Source organism: Simplicispira piscis (assembly GCF_054783455.1).
This window is the reverse complement of sequence record NZ_BAAGQN010000018.1, coordinates 1-22101: the sequence shown is the minus strand read 5'-3', so window position 1 is coordinate 22101 and position 22101 is coordinate 1. Positions and strand designations below refer to the sequence as shown.

Sequence of the window (22101 nt, the reverse complement as noted above, 5' to 3'; positions counted from 1 at the left end):
TTGCCAAACGTGCGTTGAATCGAAGCTTGCTGCGGTCAGGAGACCATCCGCTCCTGCGCGCTCCAGTACTTCTTGCGTACTTCTTTCTTCAGGACCTTGCCCACCGCGCTGCGCGGCAGTTGAGCGACGATCTCGACCTCCTTGGGCGCCTTCACGCTGCCCAAGCGGTCCTTGATGAACTGGATGAGCGCCTGCGGCTCCACGGACTGGTCTGGGCGCAGCTCGATGACAGCTCTGACGGCCTCGCCCCATTTTTCATCGGGCACGCCGATGACGGCGCAGTCCTTCACGGCAGGATGGGCCATCACTGCGGCTTCGACCTCGGACGAGAAGACGTTGAAGCCGCCGGTGACGATCATGTCCTTTTTACGGTCAACGATGAACAGGAAACCCTGCTCGTCGAAGTAACCCACGTCACCGGTGCAATGCCAGCCGTTGCGCTGCACTTCGGCGGTGCCCTCGGGGTTTTTGTAGTAGCCCGCAGTCACGATATCGCCCTGCGCGACGATTTCGCCCACAGCCCCGGGCTGGGTGAGCAAGTGGCCGTCGTCATCCATGATGGCCACCCGCGTGAAGGGAAAGCGGCGCCCCGCGCTCAGTAGGCGCTCGCGGGGTGCCACCTGTCCGTCTATGAAATGGTCCTCGACGCGCAGCACGGAGATGGCGCCAGGCACTTCCGCCTGACCATAGATCTGCAACATGACAGGCCCGAAAACCGCGATGGCCTCGGCCAGCTTGTCGGGTGACATAGGTGCGGCGCCGTACATGAAGTAGCGCAGCGCAGAAAAGTCGAAATCGCGAACGTTGGGCTGGGCCAACAGCGTATAGATGACCGTAGGAGGAAGGAACATCATGTTGACCCGCTCCTGCTCGATCACCTTGAGCAGCTTCTGCGGATCAATCCCATCCATCAGGATGACGCAGCCACCACGCGCCATGAAGGGCAGCGACACCAGCCCTGCGGTATGGGTGATGGGCGCGGCTGCCAGCACGGTCATGCGGTCGGTGACATACATCGCCGACATATGGTTGGCCAAGGTAGCCGTCAGGTTGCGATGGCTGAGCATGACGCCCTTCGAACGCCCCGTTGTGCCACCGGTACCCATGATCATGGCCAGTCCCTGTGGTTGCAGCGGCGCTGCAAACATCTCGGGCGACTGGCCCTGGATCAGTTGGGCAACCGACAGGTCCTGCTCATCAGCCTCGTCCAGGGCGATGTAATGGCGAATGCGGGGAACCTTGCCGCGGATCTCGGCGACTTGGCCGGCATAGCGGGCCTGGTAGAACAAGACGTCGCAGTCCATGTCCTGCAGGAACTCGATGTTACTCTCCACACTGTTGCGCGCATTGACGGGGAGCCAAACGCCCCCAGCGCGTACAACCCCGAGCAACGCCACGAATGCGGCTCCGGAGTTGCCGCTGAGCACCGCGCCGTGGAAGCCAGGCGCGAATCCCAACGCATCCAATCCTCGGGCGACCTGGCAGGTGAGCGCGCCCGCCTGAACATAGGCCATGGGCGGGGTGTCGCGCCCGTAGTCCAAAAAGCATGGGGCGTCCGGGTGGCTGGCGACGCCAGCATCGAAATAGTCGAGCAGATTCATTGCGTTGCTTCTTCGTTCAGGTCAAGTTCAGTGGTCTAGCCTTCGCTGACAATTCGCATGCCTTCAGCACCAACGGGCAAACAGAAATCGTGTGCAGAGCGGCAGGTTGAGCAGGCTGTTCATTTGGTACTAATTGATGTAAATTAGTACCATTAGACATCTGGATTGGTACCGGGTCAATTGTTTTGGTACCGAGTTTTATTGGGAGAAACCCGCATGAAAAAAAAGCTCGCAGACGAGGAGTTCTTCGATGCGTTGACCCATTTGTTCTTAACGGAGGGCATCAAAGGTCTGACGGTGGGTGAAATTGCCGCGCGCATGCATTGCTCGCGGAGGCGTCTCTATGACATTGCGCAGACGAAAGAAGATATCTTTTGCGCTGTCGTGCAACGCTTTTTCGACAACCTCCTGGAACAGGGAGAGGCATTGATCCATAGTGAAAAGGATTTGCCGACGGCACTCGCTGCTTACCTCAGCGTCGGCGTCCATGCGGCCAGCCGCATCGGTGTGCAGTTCCTGAAGGATGTCGAAGACTCTGCGGTTGCCCGAGGCATCTTCGACCACTACCAGCATGCCCGTACCTTGCGAATGTCCCAACTCATCGACGAAGGGGTGCGTCAGGATGTTTTCACCCCTTGCCATGGATTGGTCATGTCCGAGGTGATGCTGGGAGCAGCACTGAGGTTGCGCCGCCCGGCATTCCTTGCCCAGGCCAACCTGACCATCGAGGATGCCTTCCAGGAGTTCTACCGGGTATTGCTGGGTGGATTGCTGACCGATTCAGCTGCGCCTCACGCAGCCAGGAGTGGCAAGCGGGCTGGGCGGGCTGGCGTGCGGCGAGGCGCCGTAAAGCAGGATGCGGACGACGATGAAGTCGGCACCATGCTGATGGCTGCCTGGAATCGCGGATAGGCGCATGTTCGCCAGAGCCAATCCAATGACCGCACAGGGTTGAAAACTGCCGGCTGATGGGGGGGCGCAGCCAGCCTCTTGCAGTCATCACAGGATCTAGCTACTGCTCGAGCCACAAGAACCTTTCGCAAAAACTAAAGAAAAGAGCGCTCAAACTGAGCGCTCTTTTTTACATAGCAACAAGCCCAAACAGGGCTGCGGCTTGCTTCGTATTTCTAGGTTGTCTTCACCCCTCAAGTTCGAGTTTACGACTTTACTGTCACAAATGACCACCCCGCAAACCCGCATGAATGCTGGAGGCTTGTTTACGACTTTAATTGCGTGTTTACGACTTTAATTACCCGGAATAAGATGATCATAAAAATATACCCTGTAAAAATTCCTCTCCTGAGGCATGACTTTTCCTATCCTGTAAAAACATATGCCTCAGTCAAATTGGGTCGAGAGCAAAAATATAAGCTGTAAAACTGCCATAGCAGGCTGCTGAAATACTCCCGTGCGTCCGAACCTGCTCAGCGGCGGCAAGCGCATTTTTCGCAGCAGCTTTCCGTATGCTGGAAGTCAGCCCGAAAACCTGCGTGTTTTCAGCCGTACAGCACGGTTTTTTGCCCCTTTTGCCTTCACATCTGCCCCAGCAGACGGATTTGCCCCAGGCTGCGCAGTCGCGTGAGGTTGTAGCACGCCATCGTCAGCACAAACATCTGGTCCACCTTCTTGATCCCGCGCACCAGCACCTGACGCATGTGCCCCACCGTCTTGGCCCAGCCAAAGCCTTGTTCGATCAGCTTTCTCTTTTGCTGGGAGATGGCGTAGCCTTCGCTGCCCGCGATCCTGTCAGGCACCGCCGATTGACGCCCTGATTTGTTCTGCGCCACATGGGGCAGCACGTTCATCTCTTGCAGCGCGTCGATGAACTCCCTGGCGTCGTAACCCTTGTCTGCGCCCAGCGTGATCGTGATGGGGTCATCGCCGGGCAGTGCCTGTCGCGCATCGTTGATCATGGCCTTGGCCGCTTCGCGCTCTGCATATCCGTCGGCCTGTGTGACCACGGCGCTGACCACCAGCCCGTGGCGGTTGTCGGTGAGTGTGTGGCCCATGAAGCGCAACTCACTGGCCGTCTTGCCCTTGCGGTACAGCCTTGCATCCGCGTCCGTTGTGGACTCGTGGGTGTCGTTGCTGCGCTTTTGGTCTTTGAAGTTCCCCGCGTCGGTATCGTCGTCGCCCTGGCGGTCTTTGCGCACAAAACTCTTGTGGCCCGCCCAGGCCTGGATCAGGGTGCCATCCACGCTGAAGTGCTCGCCCGAGAGCAGTTCCTGCTCCTGGGCTTGTTGCACGATCTGATTGAAGAACTCGATGACCGCATCGTGCTCGATCAGGCGTTCGCGGTTCTTGCTGAAGACGGTGGGCACCCAAACGGCATCGTCCATGGCCAGGCCAATGAACCAGCGAAACAGAAGGTTGTACTGGGTCTGCTCCATGAGTTGGCGCTCCGAGCGCACGCTGTAGAGCACCTGGATGAGCATGGCGCGCAGCAGCTTCTCGGGGGCAATGCTGGGGCGCCCGCCTTTGATGTCAGCCGCATACATCTGAGCAAACAGCTCGTCCATGTTCTCCAGGGCCTTGTTGACCATGATGCGGATCACCCGCAGGGGGTGGTCGGCGGGCACGAAGTCATCGAGATGGCGCATCGTGAACAGGCTCTCGGTGAAGGTGTCGGCTCCGCGCATGGATGGCTCGTCTGTCTGGTCGGTTGGGTTGCCTCAATTGTCCTGGCAAGACGTCAACTGGGAAGTGACGGCGGGGAATATTTCAGCAGCCTGATAGCAGCCCACATGTTGACATTCCTCCCTGGCCAACGCGCTCATCAAGATTGGCATCAAGCCGCATTCCATGGGGCAATTTCAAGCGGGCAGCACTATGGTTGCTCCTTCGATACTGATGGCGATCGGCTTGATTCGCATGCTCATGCCCCGCATCATCAAACCCATCCTGCTCGGCCTGCTTATCGGTACCGCCCTGATGATTGCCACTTACGGCTCAGCAGCCATGGGCTCTGCCTCGGCAATCAATCTGCTGATGAAGATGACACTCCCATCATTCAATGTTGCAGTGATACTTGCGCAGCCTGTGGCACCAGATGACTTGGAGCGAGGAGCACAGCAACTCGACTTCTTGCTCATGGTGGCATGGCTGCAGATCAGCCTGATCTCAGCCGCGATAGTTGCAGCAGCACGCGCGGTGCTCGCACGTCCAAAATACCCCCCACACTCTTGCACCCCAGCCGAAGACCAAGGCAGTTTTCATATGTCCGCCCAAAGCAAGCGAGCAATTCGCTGAATCGCCCACTGCAGTTCATCGCCTCCATGTTCGTCATGCAGGCGGTGGTAGGGCGGGGAACTCCCTTCAATTCAAGATACCTTGCCCGGACGTGTGCATTGCATTCATCTGGCGTGCAGATCAGAATGGGCCATGGCCCTCGAAGACGATATCGCTACCCTCTCCGCACTTGTTCAGCGTATGGTTGATGAATCAGGAACACCAGTAGGTTTTGACGCGCGGGCTTGGCTTGACCAATGGCTGTTGGAATTGGCACCGACATTTGGTCATCGTCGTCCACTGGATGTTCTCAGCGGACCCGGCGGGCTGGATTTGGTGCGTAGCCACCTCCTGCGCGCGCAATCCGGGGCCTATTCCTGAGCGCAATTGTGGTGCTCTCCATTCATTGAATGCGTCACTGCCCACTAATTCATTGGGCCATCGCACACGCCTTGAAAGCCGCCTTGGATTCCCGTGTGGGCCGACCAGCTTCTCAGCATCCCATCGTCGAAGCAGAAAGACTCGCATTGGCTGCCTCGAAGAACTCGACCACCTTGCCATCCTGATCAAGCCTGAAGACCTGATTCCAGCACCGGTTTCCGCCATGCACGACGATGTCCGCCAGAATTGCCTCACTGCGAAGAACACAACCGGAAGCCCAAGCCTGTTGCGCCAGATTCACGCTTGACTGGGACGAATACCATGCGCAAGAAAACCGATAAAAATATCGGCCACTTCGTCGCTTCCAAGGCTGCCATCGATATGCATCCATTGGGTAATCGAGCTAACAGCGCCCATGAACCAGAACACCGCCAATTTCACGTTGCACGGGGCAATGGAACCATCCTGAACACCCCCCTCGAGCACTTTGCGCAGCTCTTGATCAAACTTTCGCCGACGCAAAGTGATTTTTTTCTGATCCGCCACAGTCATACCGGAGAAATCCTGGAGGATCGCCGGTGCGCCCATTTCATCCGTTAGCAACGAGATGTAGTTCTTAATGAAGGCCGAGATCCGACCGAAACCAGTATTTTCCGAAGCGATCGCGTCTTGCAAGACGCGATCTCCCAAATGCATGGCGAGCTCGTGGCATTCGTAGACAAGTTCCTGCTTGTTCTTGAAGTAGTAGTAGAGGGCAGGCTTGGTGACGTTGAGCGTTTTTGCAATCTCGTCCAAGGACACATTCTTGTACCCATGGCGGCCAAATGCGCGCGAAGCTTCCGCAATGACAGCTTGCTTTTTGAGCTGGTACTGCTCATCCGCGCCGCTGACCGCATTGTTCCATTTTGCGCCCTTGCCCGATCTTTTGGCAGCATTGCGTGTCAGTGACTTGGGCTTTGCCTCAATTGGCGTACTCATTGGTGTTGTTTTCCTTGAGGGCATTCGTATCGCTAACTGAGGCAAAGTGTATCGAACTGCTTTCGCCGATAGGCCTGCGGAGAAAGGCCGTGCTCATCAGCCAGCCAAGATACTGCGCGCAATGATCAACTTTTGAATGTGACTAGTGCCTTCGTAGATCTTTGTAACGCGCACATCGCGATAATAGCGCTCGACCGGGAAGTCGTTGACATACCCGTAGCCACCATGCACTTGCAGCGCCGCAGAGCAAACCTTTTCAGCCATTTCGCTGGCATAGAGTTTAGCAACGGAGGCCTCCTTACTGGTTGGCAGGCCCGCATCCGTAAGACGAGCTGCATACAGCATGTACTGGTGCGCCACCTCAACCTGCATGGCCATTTCCGCCAAATCAAAGCTAATGGCCTGCAGTTCGGTGAGTGGCTTGCCATAGGCCTCGCGCTCTTTGGCGTAGCGGATGGCTGCCTCCAGCGCTGCACGGGCAATGCCGATGGCCAGGGCGGCGATTGCGATGCGCCCATCGGACAACAGCGATAGTGCTTTGCCATACCCGCGCCCTTCCTCACCGATCATGTTCTGAACTGGAACACGCATGTTGTCCAGCTGAATCTGAGCCGTGTGGGCCGTGTGCTGGCCCAGCTTCCTTTCGATACGCAAGCATTGGTAGCCTGGATCTTCGGGGTCCGCGATGAACAGGCTGAAGCGGTGACGGGCACCTGGTTCCGCAGTTGCTGCCACGACGAGCGCAAAGCCCGCTTCACTGCCATTGGAAATCCATTGTTTGCTGCCATTGATCACATAAACGTCGCCGTCCCGCTTAGCCGTGGTCCGGATGGCTGCGGTATCCGAGCCTGCATGGGGCTCTGACAATAAAAAGGCACCAATGCGCTTGCCACTGGCCAGATCCGGCAGATGGCGGGCCATCTGTTGTTCGGTTCCAAAACTACGTAACACGTGCGCAGCTGAGTTGTGGACGTGCATCATGGTGGCGAAGCCACCATCGGCCGCTGCGAATTCTTCAATAGCCAGGCAATACTCCACGAATGAAAGCCCGGAACCGCCGTATGCTGGCGGGGCGAGCATGCCCATGAAGCCTACGTCGGCAACTGCCTTGATTTCGTCGTGTGGCCAAGCCCCCGTGCGATCACGTTCGGCGGCCGTGCTACCCACCACTTCAGTCGCGACACGCCGGGCAGACTCCCGAATAATGACTTCTTGTTCGCTCAGCAATGCATTGGAAACGATGCTCATAAACCCATCCTTGAAAACTTGGAAAACGACTGACCCAATGCGGTCAACCCAGCCAGCGCTTGCGGCGGCGGTAATGTTTCATGTCGCGGAAACTCTTGCGCTCCCCATCGACCGTCAGGCCGAGGTAGAACTCTCGAACGTCCTCGTTGGTCTTTAAGCTGTTGGAGGGGCCCTCTAACACGATCCGTCCGCTCTCCATCACATAGCCGTAGTCGGCTAAATCCAGAGCGACGCGGGTGTTTTGCTCCACGATCAGCAGAGTCAGACCGCTGGTCTTGAGGTCACTCAGCAAACCATAGACCTCATCGACCATCAGCGGAGCCAAGCCGAGCGAAGGCTCGTCGATCATCACCAACTTAGGCTTGGCCATCAGGGCCCGTCCAATTACCAGCAATTGCTGCTCGCCGCCCGACAGGTAACCTGCTGTGCGAGTACGCAAGGCTTTCAGACGCTTGATGCGGCTATACACCTCATCAAGCATTTCCTTGGCATCGCCAGCGCTGCCCATATGACCGCCCACCACCAGGTTCTGCTCCACTGTCATGTGGCGGAGAACCTTGCGCCCTTCCATGACATGTACCAACCCCTTGCGAACGACATCGACGGGGTTGGCACCGGTGATGTCCGCACCATCAAATTGAATACTCCCCGCCGTCACACGACCATCCTCTGTCCTGACCAGGTTGGAGATGGCCTTGAGCGTGGTGCTCTTGCCAGCGCCATTGGCGCCCAGCAAGGTCACGCACTGTCCAGCGGGGACTTTGGCGGTAATGCCTTTGACAGCAAGAATGACGTCGCTGTAGAGGACTTCAACGTTGTTCAGTTCAAGCACGGGTAGCTCCAGATGATGTGGCCTGGGTCTCGGTGGCCCGAGACCCAGGCCGATTTGCAATTACCACTTGTTCAACACAGGAACCGGAACGTTCTGCTCGAGAAGTTTGTACTTTCCCTTTTCGACGGTGCCGATGTTGACGGCTGTGCCCGAGGTCGGGAACGGCGCATCATTGTTGAACTTGATATTGGGCAACAAGCCAAAACTGCGCTCGGTAGGCATGGGGGTGGACAGCAGTGCAGCGCGAACCTCTTCGCCCGTCACACCGCCAGCACCTTTGACCTTGACAACATTTTCAACGGCACGAACCGTCAACATCGCTTGGCTCATGCCCATAATGCAGGCAGAGTTATAGGCGGCTTGCAACTTGTATTGGCTGCGCAGTTTCTCGAAGAAGTCCCGTGCCGGTGTTGCGCCTTCGGCGGCCATGGCCATGCCATAGACCTCATAGTTTCCATCCATTTGGCTCAGGTCACCCAGCGCTTTCCCCGACGAAAGCAACCCGTTATGAGCGCTAACCACTATCGGAATATTGGTTTTTCCAAGGCTTTGCAGGGCGCGCCGTGTCGCCACTACCGATGCTGTATTGTTGAACACCTGCAGTACCGTGGCCCCCTTGCGGACCAGGCGGCTGACCTGCTGGGTAAGGTCGGTCGGCTGTGCTTCGGTATAAATCGTTTCAACGACTTCAATGATCTTCGGATTGTCCTTAGCGAACTTCTCGACACCTTTGTGGATGTCCACGTAGGCCGGCGATACTTCCGATGAAATCACCCCCACCTTGAGAGGAGCAGACGAACCCGACTTCTTCTGCATCCACACATAAAACGCAGCCGCTTCGTGCGGGTAAGTGGCACGGGCATTGAACACCCAGTTATCACCCTTCCAAGCAAATCCATATCCTGCTGTCGACTGGACAAGAGGCACCTTGTCACTAGGCAAGCGCTGCTGCAGCGCATTGGTATCTGCACCGCCCACACCCAGAACAGCCACCGGGTTGAGCTCGGACTTGATGCCTGGCCAGAGGCTGGCCACTTGGGCGACGTCATAGCGGGTGTCGAAATCCTTGATTCGCAATGCGACGCCCTGCGCTTTACCGACCTCTTCGCTCCACCAGTCGAGCACCGCACGGCGGCATCCCGTCATATCTTTCATGATGTCTGCGAAAGGTCCGGTGAAGTCAGCCAGGCCAGCCACGTTGTAAGTAGTCTGAGCTTGTGCCATGCCGCCAAGGCACAAGGCTGACGCCAGTAAAGCGCCGCGTTGCCCCAGTTTGACCATTGCCGACAACTTTGCTCGATTCGTTTTCATAAAAAAAGTCTCCTTTTGTAGTAGCGCTTTGCATTGGAGCAGCCCTTCCCAGCGCCTAAGGTGGCTGCAGAAAACAGGATTGCGGTCAATATGGGTAAGGCCACATGCGATAAGACCGCTTGACGATGTTCCACCGGTGCATCAGACCGCGTGGCTCAAAGATCAGAAAGGCCGCGATGACTCCACCCAGGAAAATATTCATCACTGCGAAAACAACATCTCCGCTCAGGAAGGAAAAGTTCTCGACCAGTGAAGGGCCCACGATGGTGATCGTCTCCTGGGCAGTACGGATAACAAACACGCCGATCAGCGCGCCCGTCACCGACCCCATGCCACCCACAATGATCATCGCGATGAACCATATCGAGTGGATCAGGGTGAACTGGTCAATCGCCACGAACCTGACGTAGTAAGCCCAGAGCCCTCCACCGATGCCCGCGTAAAACGCACCCAGCAAGAAGGCAAGTACCTTGGTGCGCACGACATTGATGCCCATCATTCCTGAGGCCACGTCGTCATCGCGCACTGCCGCAAAAATTCGACCATGGCGGCTGCGTGCGACGCCGTAGGCGCCCGCAATCATGATGAAGGCCACTACCAGACACAGGTAGTAAATGCGGGTATCGGTGTTGAAAACGAAACCAAGGAGCTGTGCTGGTTCCAGAGTGATGCCGTTAGATCCCCCCAGCCACTTGGCAGGCAGGTTGAGCACAAAGAAGTGGAACAAAATCTGCGCAGCAATCGTGGTCAAGGCAAGGTAAAAACCCTTTATGCGCATTGCGGTTAATCCAAACACCAGCCCAAAAAGCGCCGCGCACAGCCCGCCGATGGGCAAAGCCAGCCAGAAAGGCAGGTGGCCTTTCGTCGCTAGGAGCGCTGTTGCATACGCACCAACCCCCATGAACGCAGCTTGACCCAAATTGATCTGACCCGCTAGACCAGTATTGATCTGCAGCCCCATGACCACCACTGCAGTAATCAGCATAGAGGTCATGATCGCCACCCAGCGGACCTCGCTGATCAGGGGCAGCGCAAACAACGCTATAACAAACAGGCCCAATGCCACCGCCTGGCTGCGCGTGCGAATTAGTGCTTGGTCTTTGGCGAAAGAAGTCGCGAATACACCTGCGGGATCCATGCTCATACCCTCTCAATGGTTTTCCACCCGAACATGCCGGTGGGACGAATTAACAACACCACCAGCATGATGATGAAAGGAAAGACGGAGCCCAGCGCTCCCCCCACCAGGGGATCGAGATAGGCCGAAGCCAAACCCTGAATCACACCCACCAAAACACCGGCGATCAGCAAACCTGCGAGGGACTCCAACCCAGCCAGCAAGGCCACCGGCAAGGCAGCCAGGCCGATGTCGGAGCTCATCATGTTGATGGAGCGGCCACTCAAATGCACTATCGCCCCCAGTGTGGAAAGCACGGATCCCAGCACCCACGCAAAGGCAATGGAACGCTGCACCGAGATGCCCATGGACATGGCCACCTGGTGGTCTTCCGCCACGGCCGTCATGGTCAAGCCAGCCCTTGTCCGGTTGAAAAACCAGGAGAGGCCAACGCCGATGAAGATGGTCATAATTCCACCGTAGAGCATCGAACGGGAGACGATGAGATCGCCAACGATGATCGGATCCAGAGGAAAGATGATCGGAAAAGCACGCACCTGTGGACCAAAAAGCACCAACACAACGCCTCGGATCAGAATCAAGAGACCGATCGTCACCATGACCATCGAGAAGACGGATTCCCCAACCAGACGGGCAAAAAATATCCGCTCAATCATGAAACCAAAAATTGCAGCACTAACGAATGCCACGGGCAATCCGACCCACAGCGGTAGACCCATCTGAATAATCGTCCACCACACCATGTAGCCGCCAAAGACCACCAACTCACCTTGTGCAAAGTTGAACACCTTTGACGCGCGATAGATCACGACGAAACCCATGGCGATCAACGCATACAGAAGCCCTGACAGCGCACCGTTTATCAGGTAGTTAATAAAATCGATCATTTCCGTCCTCTGCTTCGGGCTGCGCCCAGGTGGTCTGACCCTGCGGCGTCCGTGTCATGGATGGACACCAGAGCCTCGAAATTGCCGCGCCGACCGTCCTGGTAGGTCACAGGAATATCGATACGCACGGCGTGCAAGCCGTCATATAAACCGTTGATCAGCGTGGCGTATCGCACCTCCAGGAATTCGCGCCGCAGCTTTCTCGAACGTGTTAGTTCGCCCTCGTCCGGATCAAGCTCTTTTGGAAAATTGGCGAATCGCTTGACCCGCGCATGCGCCGGCAAAAACTGATTCACACGGGTAATTTCCTGACTGATCAACTCTGCGACCTCTGGCCGCTGTGACAAATCGGTAAAGGTTGAAAATCCGATCCGCTTGTCTTCTGCCCACCGCGACAGAACAGCCATGTCGATATTGATGAGAGCGGCCACGAAGTCCCTCGTCTCGTCTCCCACCGTCATGATGTCCTTGATGAAGGGACTGAACCGAAGGCGGGTCTCGACGAACTGCGGCGGGAAGGTTTCTCCGCTGCGCAAACGCTTGAGGTCCGACAACCGCTCCAGGAACACGAGCTCGCCTAGCTCAGTTTTCGTTACGGCATCGCCCGTGTAGAACCAGCCATCTTTCACCTTCGACTCTACGGAACCCTCTCTGCGGTAGTAGCCCAGAAACGGGCTTCCGCCACGAATCTGCAGCTCTCCGTCCGCACTCAAGCGCCATTCCAATGGTGGGCCCGCCTCTGGATGCGCCTTCATCCAGTGCCCTACGGTCTCCAGATCAAATCGGTCACCCTGGTGGCATGTCAGCAACCCGGTTTCGGTGGAGCCATAGATGTTGCGCAGAGGTATACCCATGGCATGGAACATGCGAAACACATCCGGTGCCATGGTGGCACCACCGCAGCTGGCACAGCGCAGCCGGGTCAGGCCGAGCAGATCTCGCAACGGGCGCAGAACCAGTGCATTGGCGATAGGAAACAGCAACCGGTCCAGCAGGCCAACGGGTTTTCCATCCAAGCGCCCCACATTAACGGTGTGACCGATCTTCATGCCCCACTCGTAGACACCTCGTCGAATGGGTCCTGCGTCGAGCATGTGCGCCTGCACAGAGGACGCCATGCTTTCCCACTGGCGCGGAGCAAATGTCATACCTTCCACCGCCAATTCCCGAATGTTGGACAACACCTGCTCCGGGCCCTCGGGGAAGTTCACTACCATGGGCAATCCCAATCCCATGGTGATGCCATATATTTGTTCAGTGGCCCAGGATGGCGCGATGTAACTCAGGTATTCCATACCCGGCTTCACATCCATGGAATCGATCAAGCGCTGGGCGTTGTCGATCAAAAAGCGATGCGTGAGGATCACGCCCTTGGGCTGCCCCGTCGTGCCGGAAGTGTAAGAAAGAACCGCTATGTCATCGGGGGCTCCCGCATCCACTAGCGCGTCGTACATCTTTCCGTTACGTTGATGGATTTCACGCCCTTGCCGCTGCATGCCATCGAAGGTTTGCAGGATGGGGTCGTTATACGACCACATACCCGTTTCATCCCAATACACAATGTGGCGCATCTTCAACGTCTTGTTCCGGACATCCAGGCCCTTGTCAACCTGCTCTTGGTCCTGCGCGAACAAGATGACTGCTTCGCTGTCGTCCAAAAGATAGGCCACCTCCTCCGAAGTGAGGTCCGGGTACATGGATACAACTTTGCATCCCAGTGCATGCGCGGCATACTCGGCCCAGTAATGCTGCGGCTCATTCTCACCAATGATGGCAATGGTCTCACCCGCTTTGACGCCTGCTTGGTGCATGCCCAGCGCAATCTCTCGAACGTTGCGCTGCACATCCGCAAAGCTGTACTCCCGCCAAATGCCGCGCTGCTTATGGCGCTGGGAAAGACGGTTGGGGTTAGCATGCGCATGCTTGCGCAGCAACTGGGGAAGGGTCGCGATTTCGAGTTTCATTGGACGCCCTCCCCAAGATAGGCTTTAAGCACTGCGGGATTAGCCTGGATCTCCTTGGGCGTTCCATCGGCGATCTTGCGTCCAAAGTCCAGCACAGCGATGCGGTCAGCCAGGTCCATCACCACACCCATGTCGTGCTCCACCAAAACAATAGGAATGCGCTTTGCCTCGCGCACATCCAGAATGAAACGTGCCAAGTCTTCTTTCTCTTCAGTATTCATACCGGCCATAGGCTCATCCATCAACAGAATCTTCGGGTCTTGGGCCAGTGCGCGCCCCAAGTCCACGCGCTTGCGAAGCCCATAACCGAGGCTGCCCACCGGCGCATGCCGGATGGATTCAATTTCAAGAAATTCAATGATTTCTTCCACCACCTCCCGATGCAAAACTTCTTCCCGTTTTGCCGGGCCGAAATGGAAAAATGACTGCACGAGATTGGCCCGCATGTGCATGTGGCGCCCCACCATCAGGTTCTCGATAACGGTCATGCCCGAAAAAATGTGCGTACCTTGAAAGGTGCGCGCTAGGCCCTGTGCCGCCACGTCGTGAACCGCCATGTCGCGCACGTTGTGCCCGGCCAGGGATATCTCGCCTTTCTTGGGGCGGTAGAACCCGCTCAGGCAGTTCATCAGAGAAGACTTTCCCGCTCCGTTCGGCCCGATGATTGCCAGCAGCTCGTCCTTGCGCACATCAATCGAAACATCATTCAGCGCCACAACTCCACCGAACTGCAGCAGCAGATTCTGGGCTGTCAGCACCACGCCTTCCCGCTGGCTTTGAATGGCTGCATTCATTGGTACCTCCACTCTGAATTCTTGGCTTTGTCCATCGAATTTCCTTCATAAGACCTTTGCAGGGTCTACGCATCCATTTGCGGGAATGCTCGCAGCGATCAATGGACCACGACTAACAACGGACACCCGCATCCAGGCTGATCGTGGTGGCATTCAAATAGGCGTTTTCCACAACGTGCCGAACCAGTCCACCGAACTCTTGTGCCTGCCCCATGCGATGAGGAAAGAGGATGACGTTGTCAATAATGTTTTGCGACACCTTCGTTGGCATGCCTGCAGACATGGCGGTCTCAAACAGACCAGGCGCCACGGCCACCACTCGGATTCCGTGTTGCGCAAGATCCCGCGCCACCGGAAGCGTCATTCCAATGACCGCCGCTTTGCTGGCGCTATATGCGGCCTGGCCCACTTGACCCTGCCACGCAGCACCAGATGACGTGTTCACGATGACCCCCCGTTCACCGTCGACATTGGGCTCGTTCTGCGACATGGCCAACGACGCATAGCGCACCACGTTGAATGTCCCGGTCAGGTTGATGGCGATCACCCGGTTCCAAAGATCCATCGGGAATAACTCGCCCTTTGAAAGCGTCTTGCAGGGACCCAGAATTCCCGCGCAATTTACCGCCACATGCAGCGCACCAAATTCCGCCACTGCCGCGTCTACGCCAGCCTTCACACTGGCCTCGTCCGAAACATCAACCTTCTGGATTCGCACGCGCTCGCCCATCGGCAGCACCTCGCTCGCAAGGCGCTCTTCGTCCAGATCAACCGCCATGACGCTCGCTCCGGCCGCAAGCAATGCCTTGCAAGTGGCGAGCCCCAGGCCTGAAGCAGCTCCTGTGACGAAGGCAATGGTATTTTTGACATCCATACTGTTTCTCTTGTCTCTTATTGAGTGCAGCGCTCAGCGCGCCAAGATGGTGATACAGGCAACAGCTTCTTCAATGCCCTCAAGACCGCCACCGTTTTCTGCCAGCGCAATCCTTGCGTCAGTCACCTGCCGCAGTCCGGCTTCCCCGCGAAGCTGAGTTACCAACTCATGGACTTGGGCAATACCGGTGGCCCCAACAGGGTGCCCCTTAGACTCCAGGCCGCCGGACGGATTAACGGGAATGCGGCCACCAATCCGGGTATCACCCCGCTCGGCAATCACACCGCCCATGCCGAACTCACAGAAACCGAGGTTTTCTGTCTGAATGATTTCACCCATGGCCGTGGCATCGTGCACCTCGGCCACCGAGATATCTGCTGGGCCAACACCTGCCAGTTCATATGCCCTGCGCGAAGCCAGTGCTGTGCAGTGGTTGGTGTAGTCGTCTTCGCTCCGGTCGGAACCGCTTTGCACTACTGCCGCCAACACCTTGATGGCACGCTTTTCATCGATGTTCAAGCGCATAAGCGCCGAGCGTGTGCAAATGATGGCTGCTGCTGCGCCATCAGACACCGGGGAGCACATGGGCAGAGTCAATGGGTAGGTGATCGGCGGCGCGGCGAGCACCTCTTCGATGCTGTAAGCCATCCGGTACTGCGACAGCGGGTTGTGCATGGAGTGCGCGTGGTTCTTGGATGAAACGGCGGCTAACTGGCGCTGCGTCGTCCCGAAAGTGCGCATGTGCGATCGTGCAAACGCCGCATACACGTCCATGAAAACGCTGTACGGCCTGGGTGAGGTACTCCCCTCGGGCACCGCCACGTCGCGCCCCATCTTCATCAACTCCCCACGAATCTCTTCTGCACGCGAGAGATCCCAGGCACTGTCAAACACCGAGAACATCTTGAGCTTGTCGGATGAGAACATCTTCTCTGCACCAACAGCCAAAGCGACATCGCCAGCACCCGACTTGAGGTGATTGCAGGCTAGAACGAACGCCGACGAGCCGCTTGCACAAGCGTTTTCGACGTTCGCCACCGGAATGCGCCCAATCCCCATGGCCCGCAGCGCAATTTGCCCACGAATCATGTGCTGGCCATCCATATGCCCCTGGGAAGTGTTCCCAAAAAAGGCCGCTTCCAAGTCTTCTTTTTCCAATCCCGCGTCCGCCAAAGCAGCCGCCGTGGCCTCGCGTGTGAGCGCCTTGATGTCTTTGTCCAGATGCCGTCCGAATGGCGTCATCCCCACACCAACCACATAGATATCTTCCATCGCATTTCTCCGTGGCGGATCTTCTTGATCCATGAAAGTCAAATAAATTACTTTGCGTAAGATGTTTTTACTGTATAGTAAAATTCTCAACTGCTTGCCAGGGATTACCCTTGGTATCACATTCGCGGCTCAGCAAAGCGGCAGGAATCGCATGCCCCGCGCAGTCTCAATATCGCCCTGCTCAGTCACGCTGTACAAACCACGAGCCACGTTGTGGGGATGAGCGGCGGCTTCGGCCATGGTGAGCACCGGCGCAAAGCAACTGTCAGTGCCTTCCATCAGTGCATTCCAGTACGTACTAGGTTGGGAAGCAAAGCGCTGCGCAATCCGCGCCTTGAGAGACGGCCACAAAGTCTTGTCCATTTGCCGTGCGGGGTCGACATCCGTCAGCTGCAATTGCGTCAACAGCAATGCATAGAACTGTGGCTCGATTGCACCGACCGTGATGTATCGCCCATCGCTGCACAGATAGCGGTCGTAGAAGGGTGAGTCATGGAAGACACTGGGTTCGCTGCCTTCCAATCCGCCACCTTGACGAATCAGTTGCACGAGCGGCGACAGCATTGCCAACACATCAATGATGGCGCCGTCAACCACGCAGCCCTGGCCCTTATCCCGCGCGCCTAGCAACGCCGACACCATGCCAAATGCAAACCCGAGGGCGCCGGCAGCATCCCCAACCACTGTGGGTGGAAGCATGGGAGGGTGTCCCGGTTGCTCGGTGATCGACATGAGCCCAGTGAGAGCGACATAGTTCATGTCGTGCCCGGCGGCCTGAGCCAGCGGCCCATCCTGCCCCCAGCCCGTCATGCGCCCATACACAAGCCGCGGGTTGTATTCACCACATACATCGGGACCCAAACCCAGGCGCTCCATCACACCCGGGCGGTTGCCCTCAATCAACCCGTCGCTTTGCGCGACCATGTCCAGCGCCCGCGCCTTGTCCTCGTCGTTCTTGAGATTCAATGTGACGCGTCGTTTGCCGCGCGACAAGAGCGCCCCGTCCTTCGGAGTGAGCTCATCAGGCAATGCGCTCGCACCTGGCCGCCCGACCACAGTAACGTCAGCGCCCATCTGCATCAACATGAACCCAGCTAAGGGCCCTGGGCCGATCCCCTCGAACTCGACGATCTTGATACCCGATAGCGGGAACATGAGCGGGCTGCTCTTACTTCGCATGAAGAACTCCATTTGTTTAATTGTTTTACTTTAGGGTAGAATTTTTAACTTATGGGTAATGGAAAACCCCATGTCCCTCAAAACAGAGGCAAAAGCAGAATCGATCCATGAACACGCAAGCCAGCAAGGAACCCCTGATGTCGACACCGGTTGTGATTACAGACGTACGAAAAGGCACCATGTGGATTCGCCTGAACCGACCTGATGCAATGAACTCGCTGACCCCGGCGGTGCTTCGGGGAATAGACCACGCACTCAACGAAGCACAGAGCCGCGGAGACGTGATATCCGTCGTATTGACGGGCACTGGACGGGCCTTCTGCGCGGGCGCCGACCTCAAGTACGTCAAGACGCAAGCGGGCGAAAGTGGCACCAGTGGCTTTCTGGACAGCGTACTGTCCACCATGAACCGGATTGACCGCTTTCCAAAACCCGTGATCGCCGCCCTGAACGGCATAACTCTGGCGGGCGGGCTCGAACTGGTGCTGTGCTGTGATCTAGTGCTGGCGGCAAGGAGCGCCAAAATTGGCGACGCACATGCCAACTACGGCCTGATCCCCGGAGGGGGGGGGTCGGTGCGCCTGCCGCGGGTCATTGGCCCCACACGCGCCAAGTACCTTCTCTTCACGGGTGACTTCGTGGACGCGGCAGATCTTGTGGAAGCGGGCCTCGTCAACCAAGTGGTGGACGACGACCAGCTCGAAAGCGTTGCACAAGCCGTGGCCGACAAAATTGCCACGAAGAGCCCCCTTGGCCTGCGCCGCATGAAAACGCTGGTCGACGATGGTTTGCAACAGCCTCTAGACACCGCCCTGCGATTGGAGCTTCTGGCCTCTGAAGTGCATTCCCACAGCGCCGATCTCCACGAAGGCCTGGCCGCATTCAACGAAAAACGCACCCCGCGCTTCACGGGCCACTAGGACGGCAACGCCATGCATACGTTACCCACCACCGATCGATTCAGACTACTGCGTGCTTCGCAGCAATTCGCCTACGACCGCGCCCCGGCCATCCGCGCGGTCTATCAGCTTGCAATGATGACGCCGCAGGATCTCCAAGGCCCTGCCGACCTTGCACGGCTCGCCGTCACAAGTAAGGATTCACTGCTTGATAAGCAGCGCCAGTCACCGCCATTCGGTGGGTTTCTCGCTGCCGACGACACATCTATCCGCCGCATTTATGTCTCCCCAGGCCCCGTCTATGAACCCCATTCTTTCGACGAAGACACTGGCAAGGGCTTCTCGCATGTGTTCAGGCAGGCGGGAATCGGCCCCGGTGACCGTGTACTCAACACCTGGTCCTACCATCTTGTTCCAGCCGGCCTATTGCTAGATGCGGGCATTGCTGCCACCGGGGCGACGCTCATTCCCTGCGGGCCCGGCGGCGCCGAGCAACAAGCGCAGCTCATCATGGAACTGGGCATCACCTGCATTTGCTCCTCCACCTCCTTCTTCGTGACCTTGGTCGAAACGCTTGAGCGCATGGGCTACGACCTGCCTTCTCAATGGAAGGTCCGCTCCGCAATGCTGGGCGGCGAACTGGGTGACTGGATGGGCAAGCGCCGCGCATTGGAGCAGAAATACGCAATCCGCACGTTCTCGGCTTATGCCACCGGCGACTTCGGGCTGATTGCTTACGAGGAACTAGGACAACTGGGCTACACGGTCCAGCCTGACCGGCTCGTCCAGATCTGCGACCCGCACACCGGCGCACCCCTTCCGCCGGGCGAACCCGGCCAGATAGTGGTCACCACGCTGGACAGCGGTTGGCCTCTGGTCCGCTTTGGCACAGGCGATGTGGCGCAAGCGCTGGCCCATTCCCCGGATGGTCTCGTCGAACGAATCAGTTTGTTGCAAGGCCGAGTGGGCCAAGGTGTCAAAGTACGCGAAATTTTCATCTATCCACGCAACGTGGAAGAGCTGATCATCCGGATCCCGGCTATAGAACGTGCCCAGATCATCGTTGAAAAAAAGCAGCATCGGGAAACTGCAACCTTGCGCGCGGTGCTAACGCCAGGGGCTTCTCACTACGCCACGCAAAGCGATTTGATCGAAGTGTTCAGGCAATTGACCCGCCTGAGGCTCGACTCAGTCGAGTGGGTAATCCAAGAAGATATGCCCATTGACGCACCCTTGCTGGTTGACAACAAGCAGTGAAATTCTAAAAAGCCATTGGTCTGATGCACCTAGTGGCTATACCGTCGCTTACCTCATGAAACGATAGCAATGATTGAACTCGCAGCCAATCCACTTATTTATCCATTCAAGCCACCATCGTCACGACACTGGGTCGAGATCGCCCCGGGCGTACGCTGGATCCGACTGTCGATGCCATTCCGACTCGACCACATCAATGTATGGGCCATAGATACCCATGATGGCTGGGTGCTGGTAGATACCGGCCTGAATAACCCCGACACCGTGGCCGACTGGCTGGCCCTCATGGCGCACGGGCCGCTGGCACGGCCACTCCAAGGCGTTTTCGCCACACACATGCACCCAGACCACATCGGCTTGGCTGGTTGGTTCACGCGTCGCTTTGGTGTGCCGCTGCACATGAGCCGGCTGGAGTACCTGACCTGCCGCGTGATGCATGCCGACACGAACCGCGAAGCCCCGCCCGACGGCGTGCTCTTCAATAGATGCGCCGGCTGGTCGGAGGCAGCCATTGAAAGCTACCGCAGTCGCTTCGGCAGCTTTGGTAAACATATCCACGCTCTGCCTGACAGCTACCGACGGTTGCAGGACGGCGACCACGTCCAGTTGGGTAAATATGGCTGGCGGATCATCACCACCGGCGGCCACTCACCAGAACATGCCTCTCTGTACTGCCCCGACTTGAAACTGCTGATCTCCGGCGACCAGGTGCTACCGAAGATTTCGTCGAATGTTTCGGTGTTCGCCAGCGAGCCACAGGCCAATCCGCTGAAGGAGTGGTACGAAGGGCTCGACAAACTAATGAGGGATGTTCCCAACGATGTGTTGGTACTCCCCTCTCACAACGAGCCCTTTTATGGACTGCATGAACGCCTTGACTCGCTCAGGTCAGGCCAAAATAGTGCACTGAATCGGTTACGTCAGACATTGACTACCGGGCCTCAACGGATCATCGATACGTTCGCTGCACTCTTTCATCGCTCCATCGGAGAACAGGATGCGCAGCAACTGAGCCTGGCAACAGGTGAGGCAGTTGCTTGCATAAACTTTCTCATCGCACAGGCCACCATAGAAGTCACGATGGACGAAAACGGGGTCGCGTGGCACTCAACAAGATATTGACATTGAAGTGCCGCCCTACGCTCTATGGTGAATCGACCCGGTTGATCTAGACGCCGTCGAGCCTCGAACCGAAGCCCATTGGCAGGTGCAACGGTGTTTCGGCGGCAATCTGCGGAAATCTGACCGAGAAGTCCCCTGAATTTTTATTCGTTTGAGCGACCGTTTTGAGTCGTTATGTGTTGGCGCCACTTGAATTCTGACCCACCCTGCCGATCCAATATTGACCCAGGGCGGATTGCTGAATTTGGAATCAGCAACTGTGGATAAGTGTAGCCAGTAGCCCGTTTAGAACGGTTCGTCTGGCTCTGCTGATGCCGGTGCAGTTATGCTGCCTTTGCGTGCACTCTCTCTGGCCTTGATGCGTGACTTCGCCGCCAGGGTGCTGTGGCGGAAGCGGTGGGACTCATTTCCGGTCTCCACGATATGGCAGTGATGGGTCAAACGGTCCAGGAGCGCTGTGGTCATCTTGGCGTCCCCGAACACCGCCGACCATTCCGAGAAGCTCAGGTTGGTCGTGATCACCACGCTGGTGTGCTCGTACAGCTTGGAGAGCAGATGGAACAGCAGGGCGCCACCGGCCTGGCTGAAGGGCAGGTACCCCAGCTCATCCAGAATCACCAGGTCCAGGCGCGACAGCGCCAGTGCGATGCGCCCAGCCTTGCCCTCGCGCTTCTCCTTCTCCAGTTCGTTGACCAGATCCACCGTGGAATAGAAGCGCACCCGCTTGCCCTTGGCTGCAATGCCCGCCACTCCGATGGCTGTGGCCAGGTGCGTCTTGCCCGTGCCCGGCCCACCAATGAGCACCACGTTCTGTGCCGTCTCGGTGAACTCCAGCGTACTCAGTTGCTTGACCAACTTGTGGTCTATCTTGGAGGCCTCGAAGTCAAAGCCTGCCAGGTCCCGGTGTAGCGGGAACTTGGCCGCCTTCATCTGGTGGCGCACCGAGGCAAAGGCCCGCTGTGCGTGCTCTGCCTGCAGCAGGTGCTCAATCAACCAGCGCGAGGTCTGTATGCCCACATCACTGCTTTGTCCCTCTGCAGTGGTCAACTCGACCCAGGCGCCGGCCATGAATCGCCCCGGGTTTTGAGGAGGCTCTTTTCTCTGAGAGGATTGAGCCATGAAGAAGTCAAACAAGT

21 protein-coding genes are annotated in these 22101 nt (G+C 57.3%); 6 read left to right on the top strand and 15 right to left on the bottom strand.

The genetic code is table 11. The features are described from left to right. Window positions 1-35 precede the first annotated feature (35 nt). Window positions 36-1601, bottom strand: a complete 1566-nt coding sequence (locus ACYVOC_RS13610) for an AMP-binding protein (protein ID WP_116002929.1) — start codon at window positions 1599-1601, stop codon at window positions 36-38. A gap of 216 nt (window positions 1602-1817) precedes the next feature. Between ACYVOC_RS13610 and ACYVOC_RS13605 the strand changes: the two genes are divergently transcribed. Further along, window positions 1818-2513 (top strand): TetR/AcrR family transcriptional regulator, encoded by a 696-nt coding sequence (locus ACYVOC_RS13605; protein ID WP_461162164.1) that lies wholly within the window; start codon window positions 1818-1820, stop codon window positions 2511-2513. 620 nt (window positions 2514-3133) lie between these two features. On the opposite strand, the gene ACYVOC_RS13600 is transcribed toward ACYVOC_RS13605, so the two are convergent. Continuing rightward, window positions 3134-4240 carry an IS5 family transposase gene (locus tag ACYVOC_RS13600; RefSeq protein ID WP_461162163.1) on the bottom strand — a complete coding sequence of 369 codons (1107 nt, stop codon included), beginning with the start codon at window positions 4238-4240 and terminating at the stop codon, window positions 3134-3136. Between the two features lie 190 nt (window positions 4241-4430). Between ACYVOC_RS13600 and ACYVOC_RS13595 the strand changes: the two genes are divergently transcribed. Both ACYVOC_RS13595 and ACYVOC_RS13590 read left to right on the top strand, forming a co-directional pair. After that, complete coding sequence (locus tag ACYVOC_RS13595; protein WP_461162162.1) at window positions 4431-4850, top strand: hypothetical protein; 420 nt, start codon at window positions 4431-4433, stop codon at window positions 4848-4850. A gap of 132 nt (window positions 4851-4982) precedes the next feature. After that, the gene (locus ACYVOC_RS13590; RefSeq protein ID WP_082564895.1) at window positions 4983-5210 is read left to right on the top strand and encodes an antitoxin Xre/MbcA/ParS toxin-binding domain-containing protein; all 228 of its coding nucleotides are present in this window, start codon (window positions 4983-4985) and stop codon (window positions 5208-5210) included. 112 nt (window positions 5211-5322) lie between these two features. Here the strand turns inward: ACYVOC_RS13590 and ACYVOC_RS13585 are convergent, their stop codons facing one another. The 12 genes from ACYVOC_RS13585 to ACYVOC_RS13530 all read right to left on the bottom strand — a co-directional run bounded on the left by ACYVOC_RS13585 (window position 5323) and on the right by ACYVOC_RS13530 (window position 17699). Then, window positions 5323-5511 (bottom strand): hypothetical protein, encoded by a 189-nt coding sequence (locus tag ACYVOC_RS13585; protein WP_146191287.1) that lies wholly within the window; start codon window positions 5509-5511, stop codon window positions 5323-5325. Continuing rightward, a complete protein-coding gene (locus ACYVOC_RS13580; RefSeq protein ID WP_158550323.1) occupies window positions 5508-6188 on the bottom strand; it encodes a TetR/AcrR family transcriptional regulator in 681 nt (226 codons plus the stop codon). Before ACYVOC_RS13580 ends, ACYVOC_RS13585 begins: the two co-directional genes overlap by 4 nt. A 96-nt stretch (window positions 6189-6284) precedes the next feature. Then, window positions 6285-7436: an acyl-CoA dehydrogenase family protein gene (locus ACYVOC_RS13575; RefSeq protein ID WP_056743879.1), complete on the bottom strand. Its 1152-nt coding sequence runs from the start codon at window positions 7434-7436 to the stop codon at window positions 6285-6287. 43 nt (window positions 7437-7479) lie between these two features. Then, the gene (locus ACYVOC_RS13570) at window positions 7480-8268 is read right to left on the bottom strand and encodes an ABC transporter ATP-binding protein (RefSeq protein ID WP_056743881.1); all 789 of its coding nucleotides are present in this window, start codon (window positions 8266-8268) and stop codon (window positions 7480-7482) included. A gap of 60 nt (window positions 8269-8328) precedes the next feature. Next, window positions 8329-9579, bottom strand: a complete 1251-nt coding sequence (locus tag ACYVOC_RS13565; RefSeq protein WP_083235468.1) for an ABC transporter substrate-binding protein — start codon at window positions 9577-9579, stop codon at window positions 8329-8331. A gap of 85 nt (window positions 9580-9664) precedes the next feature. Next, the gene (locus ACYVOC_RS13560) at window positions 9665-10723 is read right to left on the bottom strand and encodes a branched-chain amino acid ABC transporter permease (RefSeq protein ID WP_231940635.1); all 1059 of its coding nucleotides are present in this window, start codon (window positions 10721-10723) and stop codon (window positions 9665-9667) included. After that, window positions 10720-11604: a branched-chain amino acid ABC transporter permease gene (locus tag ACYVOC_RS13555; RefSeq protein ID WP_056743883.1), complete on the bottom strand. Its 885-nt coding sequence runs from the start codon at window positions 11602-11604 to the stop codon at window positions 10720-10722. The genes ACYVOC_RS13560 and ACYVOC_RS13555 overlap by 4 nt, the downstream gene beginning before the upstream one ends. Then, entirely contained in the window at window positions 11601-13568 is a 1968-nt protein-coding gene (locus tag ACYVOC_RS13550; RefSeq protein WP_056743885.1) for an AMP-dependent synthetase/ligase, read from the bottom strand. Before ACYVOC_RS13550 ends, ACYVOC_RS13555 begins: the two co-directional genes overlap by 4 nt. After that, on the bottom strand, window positions 13565-14362 hold the full coding sequence (locus ACYVOC_RS13545; RefSeq protein ID WP_056642819.1) for an ABC transporter ATP-binding protein: 798 nt from the start codon (window positions 14360-14362) through the stop codon (window positions 13565-13567). Before ACYVOC_RS13545 ends, ACYVOC_RS13550 begins: the two co-directional genes overlap by 4 nt. A gap of 112 nt (window positions 14363-14474) precedes the next feature. Then, window positions 14475-15236 carry an SDR family NAD(P)-dependent oxidoreductase gene (locus ACYVOC_RS13540; protein ID WP_056642823.1) on the bottom strand — a complete coding sequence of 254 codons (762 nt, stop codon included), beginning with the start codon at window positions 15234-15236 and terminating at the stop codon, window positions 14475-14477. Between the two features lie 33 nt (window positions 15237-15269). Further along, the gene (locus ACYVOC_RS13535; RefSeq protein WP_461162161.1) at window positions 15270-16508 is read right to left on the bottom strand and encodes a thiolase family protein; all 1239 of its coding nucleotides are present in this window, start codon (window positions 16506-16508) and stop codon (window positions 15270-15272) included. Window positions 16509-16637: 129 nt separating this feature from the next. Next, window positions 16638-17699 carry a CaiB/BaiF CoA transferase family protein gene (locus ACYVOC_RS13530; protein WP_231940634.1) on the bottom strand — a complete coding sequence of 354 codons (1062 nt, stop codon included), beginning with the start codon at window positions 17697-17699 and terminating at the stop codon, window positions 16638-16640. 95 nt (window positions 17700-17794) lie between these two features. On the opposite strand from ACYVOC_RS13530, the gene ACYVOC_RS13525 reads away from it, so the two are divergent. The 3 genes from ACYVOC_RS13525 to ACYVOC_RS13515 all read left to right on the top strand — a co-directional run bounded on the left by ACYVOC_RS13525 (window position 17795) and on the right by ACYVOC_RS13515 (window position 20965). Then, window positions 17795-18607, top strand: coding sequence for an enoyl-CoA hydratase/isomerase family protein (locus ACYVOC_RS13525; RefSeq protein ID WP_231940633.1), 813 nt, complete (start codon window positions 17795-17797; stop codon window positions 18605-18607). 12 nt (window positions 18608-18619) lie between these two features. Further along, entirely contained in the window at window positions 18620-19843 is a 1224-nt protein-coding gene (locus ACYVOC_RS13520) for a phenylacetate--CoA ligase family protein (RefSeq protein ID WP_056642827.1), read from the top strand. Window positions 19844-19912: 69 nt separating this feature from the next. Then, window positions 19913-20965 carry an MBL fold metallo-hydrolase gene (locus ACYVOC_RS13515; RefSeq protein ID WP_056642830.1) on the top strand — a complete coding sequence of 351 codons (1053 nt, stop codon included), beginning with the start codon at window positions 19913-19915 and terminating at the stop codon, window positions 20963-20965. Between the two features lie 285 nt (window positions 20966-21250). Here ACYVOC_RS13515 and istB read toward each other — a convergent pair whose 3' ends face one another. After that, a complete protein-coding gene (gene istB / locus ACYVOC_RS13510) occupies window positions 21251-22084 on the bottom strand; it encodes an IS21-like element helper ATPase IstB (RefSeq protein ID WP_461162296.1) in 834 nt (277 codons plus the stop codon). Between the last annotated feature and the right edge of the window lie 17 nt (window positions 22085-22101).

Excerpts from the sequence above, each read along its gene's own strand:
- ACYVOC_RS13610 (WP_116002929.1), bottom strand. The coding sequence starts at position 1,601 with ATGAATCTGCTCGACTATTTCGATGCTGGCGTCGCCAGCCACCCGGAC.
- ACYVOC_RS13605 (WP_461162164.1), top strand. The coding sequence starts at position 1,818 with ATGAAAAAAAAGCTCGCAGACGAGGAGTTCTTCGATGCGTTGACCCAT.
- ACYVOC_RS13600 (WP_461162163.1), bottom strand. The coding sequence starts at position 4,240 with ATGCGCGGAGCCGACACCTTCACCGAGAGCCTGTTCACGATGCGCCAT.
- ACYVOC_RS13595 (WP_461162162.1), top strand. The coding sequence starts at position 4,431 with ATGGTTGCTCCTTCGATACTGATGGCGATCGGCTTGATTCGCATGCTC.
- ACYVOC_RS13590 (WP_082564895.1), top strand. The coding sequence starts at position 4,983 with ATGGCCCTCGAAGACGATATCGCTACCCTCTCCGCACTTGTTCAGCGT.
- ACYVOC_RS13580 (WP_158550323.1), bottom strand. The coding sequence starts at position 6,188 with ATGAGTACGCCAATTGAGGCAAAGCCCAAGTCACTGACACGCAATGCT.
- ACYVOC_RS13575 (WP_056743879.1), bottom strand. The coding sequence starts at position 7,436 with ATGAGCATCGTTTCCAATGCATTGCTGAGCGAACAAGAAGTCATTATT.
- ACYVOC_RS13565 (WP_083235468.1), bottom strand. The coding sequence starts at position 9,579 with ATGAAAACGAATCGAGCAAAGTTGTCGGCAATGGTCAAACTGGGGCAA.
- ACYVOC_RS13560 (WP_231940635.1), bottom strand. The coding sequence starts at position 10,723 with ATGAGCATGGATCCCGCAGGTGTATTCGCGACTTCTTTCGCCAAAGAC.
- ACYVOC_RS13555 (WP_056743883.1), bottom strand. The coding sequence starts at position 11,604 with ATGATCGATTTTATTAACTACCTGATAAACGGTGCGCTGTCAGGGCTT.
- ACYVOC_RS13550 (WP_056743885.1), bottom strand. The coding sequence starts at position 13,568 with ATGAAACTCGAAATCGCGACCCTTCCCCAGTTGCTGCGCAAGCATGCG.
- ACYVOC_RS13545 (WP_056642819.1), bottom strand. The coding sequence starts at position 14,362 with ATGAATGCAGCCATTCAAAGCCAGCGGGAAGGCGTGGTGCTGACAGCC.
- ACYVOC_RS13540 (WP_056642823.1), bottom strand. The coding sequence starts at position 15,236 with ATGGATGTCAAAAATACCATTGCCTTCGTCACAGGAGCTGCTTCAGGC.
- ACYVOC_RS13535 (WP_461162161.1), bottom strand. The coding sequence starts at position 16,508 with ATGGAAGATATCTATGTGGTTGGTGTGGGGATGACGCCATTCGGACGG.
- ACYVOC_RS13530 (WP_231940634.1), bottom strand. The coding sequence starts at position 17,699 with ATGGAGTTCTTCATGCGAAGTAAGAGCAGCCCGCTCATGTTCCCGCTA.
- ACYVOC_RS13525 (WP_231940633.1), top strand. The coding sequence starts at position 17,795 with ATGAACACGCAAGCCAGCAAGGAACCCCTGATGTCGACACCGGTTGTG.
- ACYVOC_RS13520 (WP_056642827.1), top strand. The coding sequence starts at position 18,620 with ATGCATACGTTACCCACCACCGATCGATTCAGACTACTGCGTGCTTCG.
- ACYVOC_RS13515 (WP_056642830.1), top strand. The coding sequence starts at position 19,913 with ATGATTGAACTCGCAGCCAATCCACTTATTTATCCATTCAAGCCACCA.
- istB (WP_461162296.1), bottom strand. The coding sequence starts at position 22,084 with ATGGCTCAATCCTCTCAGAGAAAAGAGCCTCCTCAAAACCCGGGGCGA.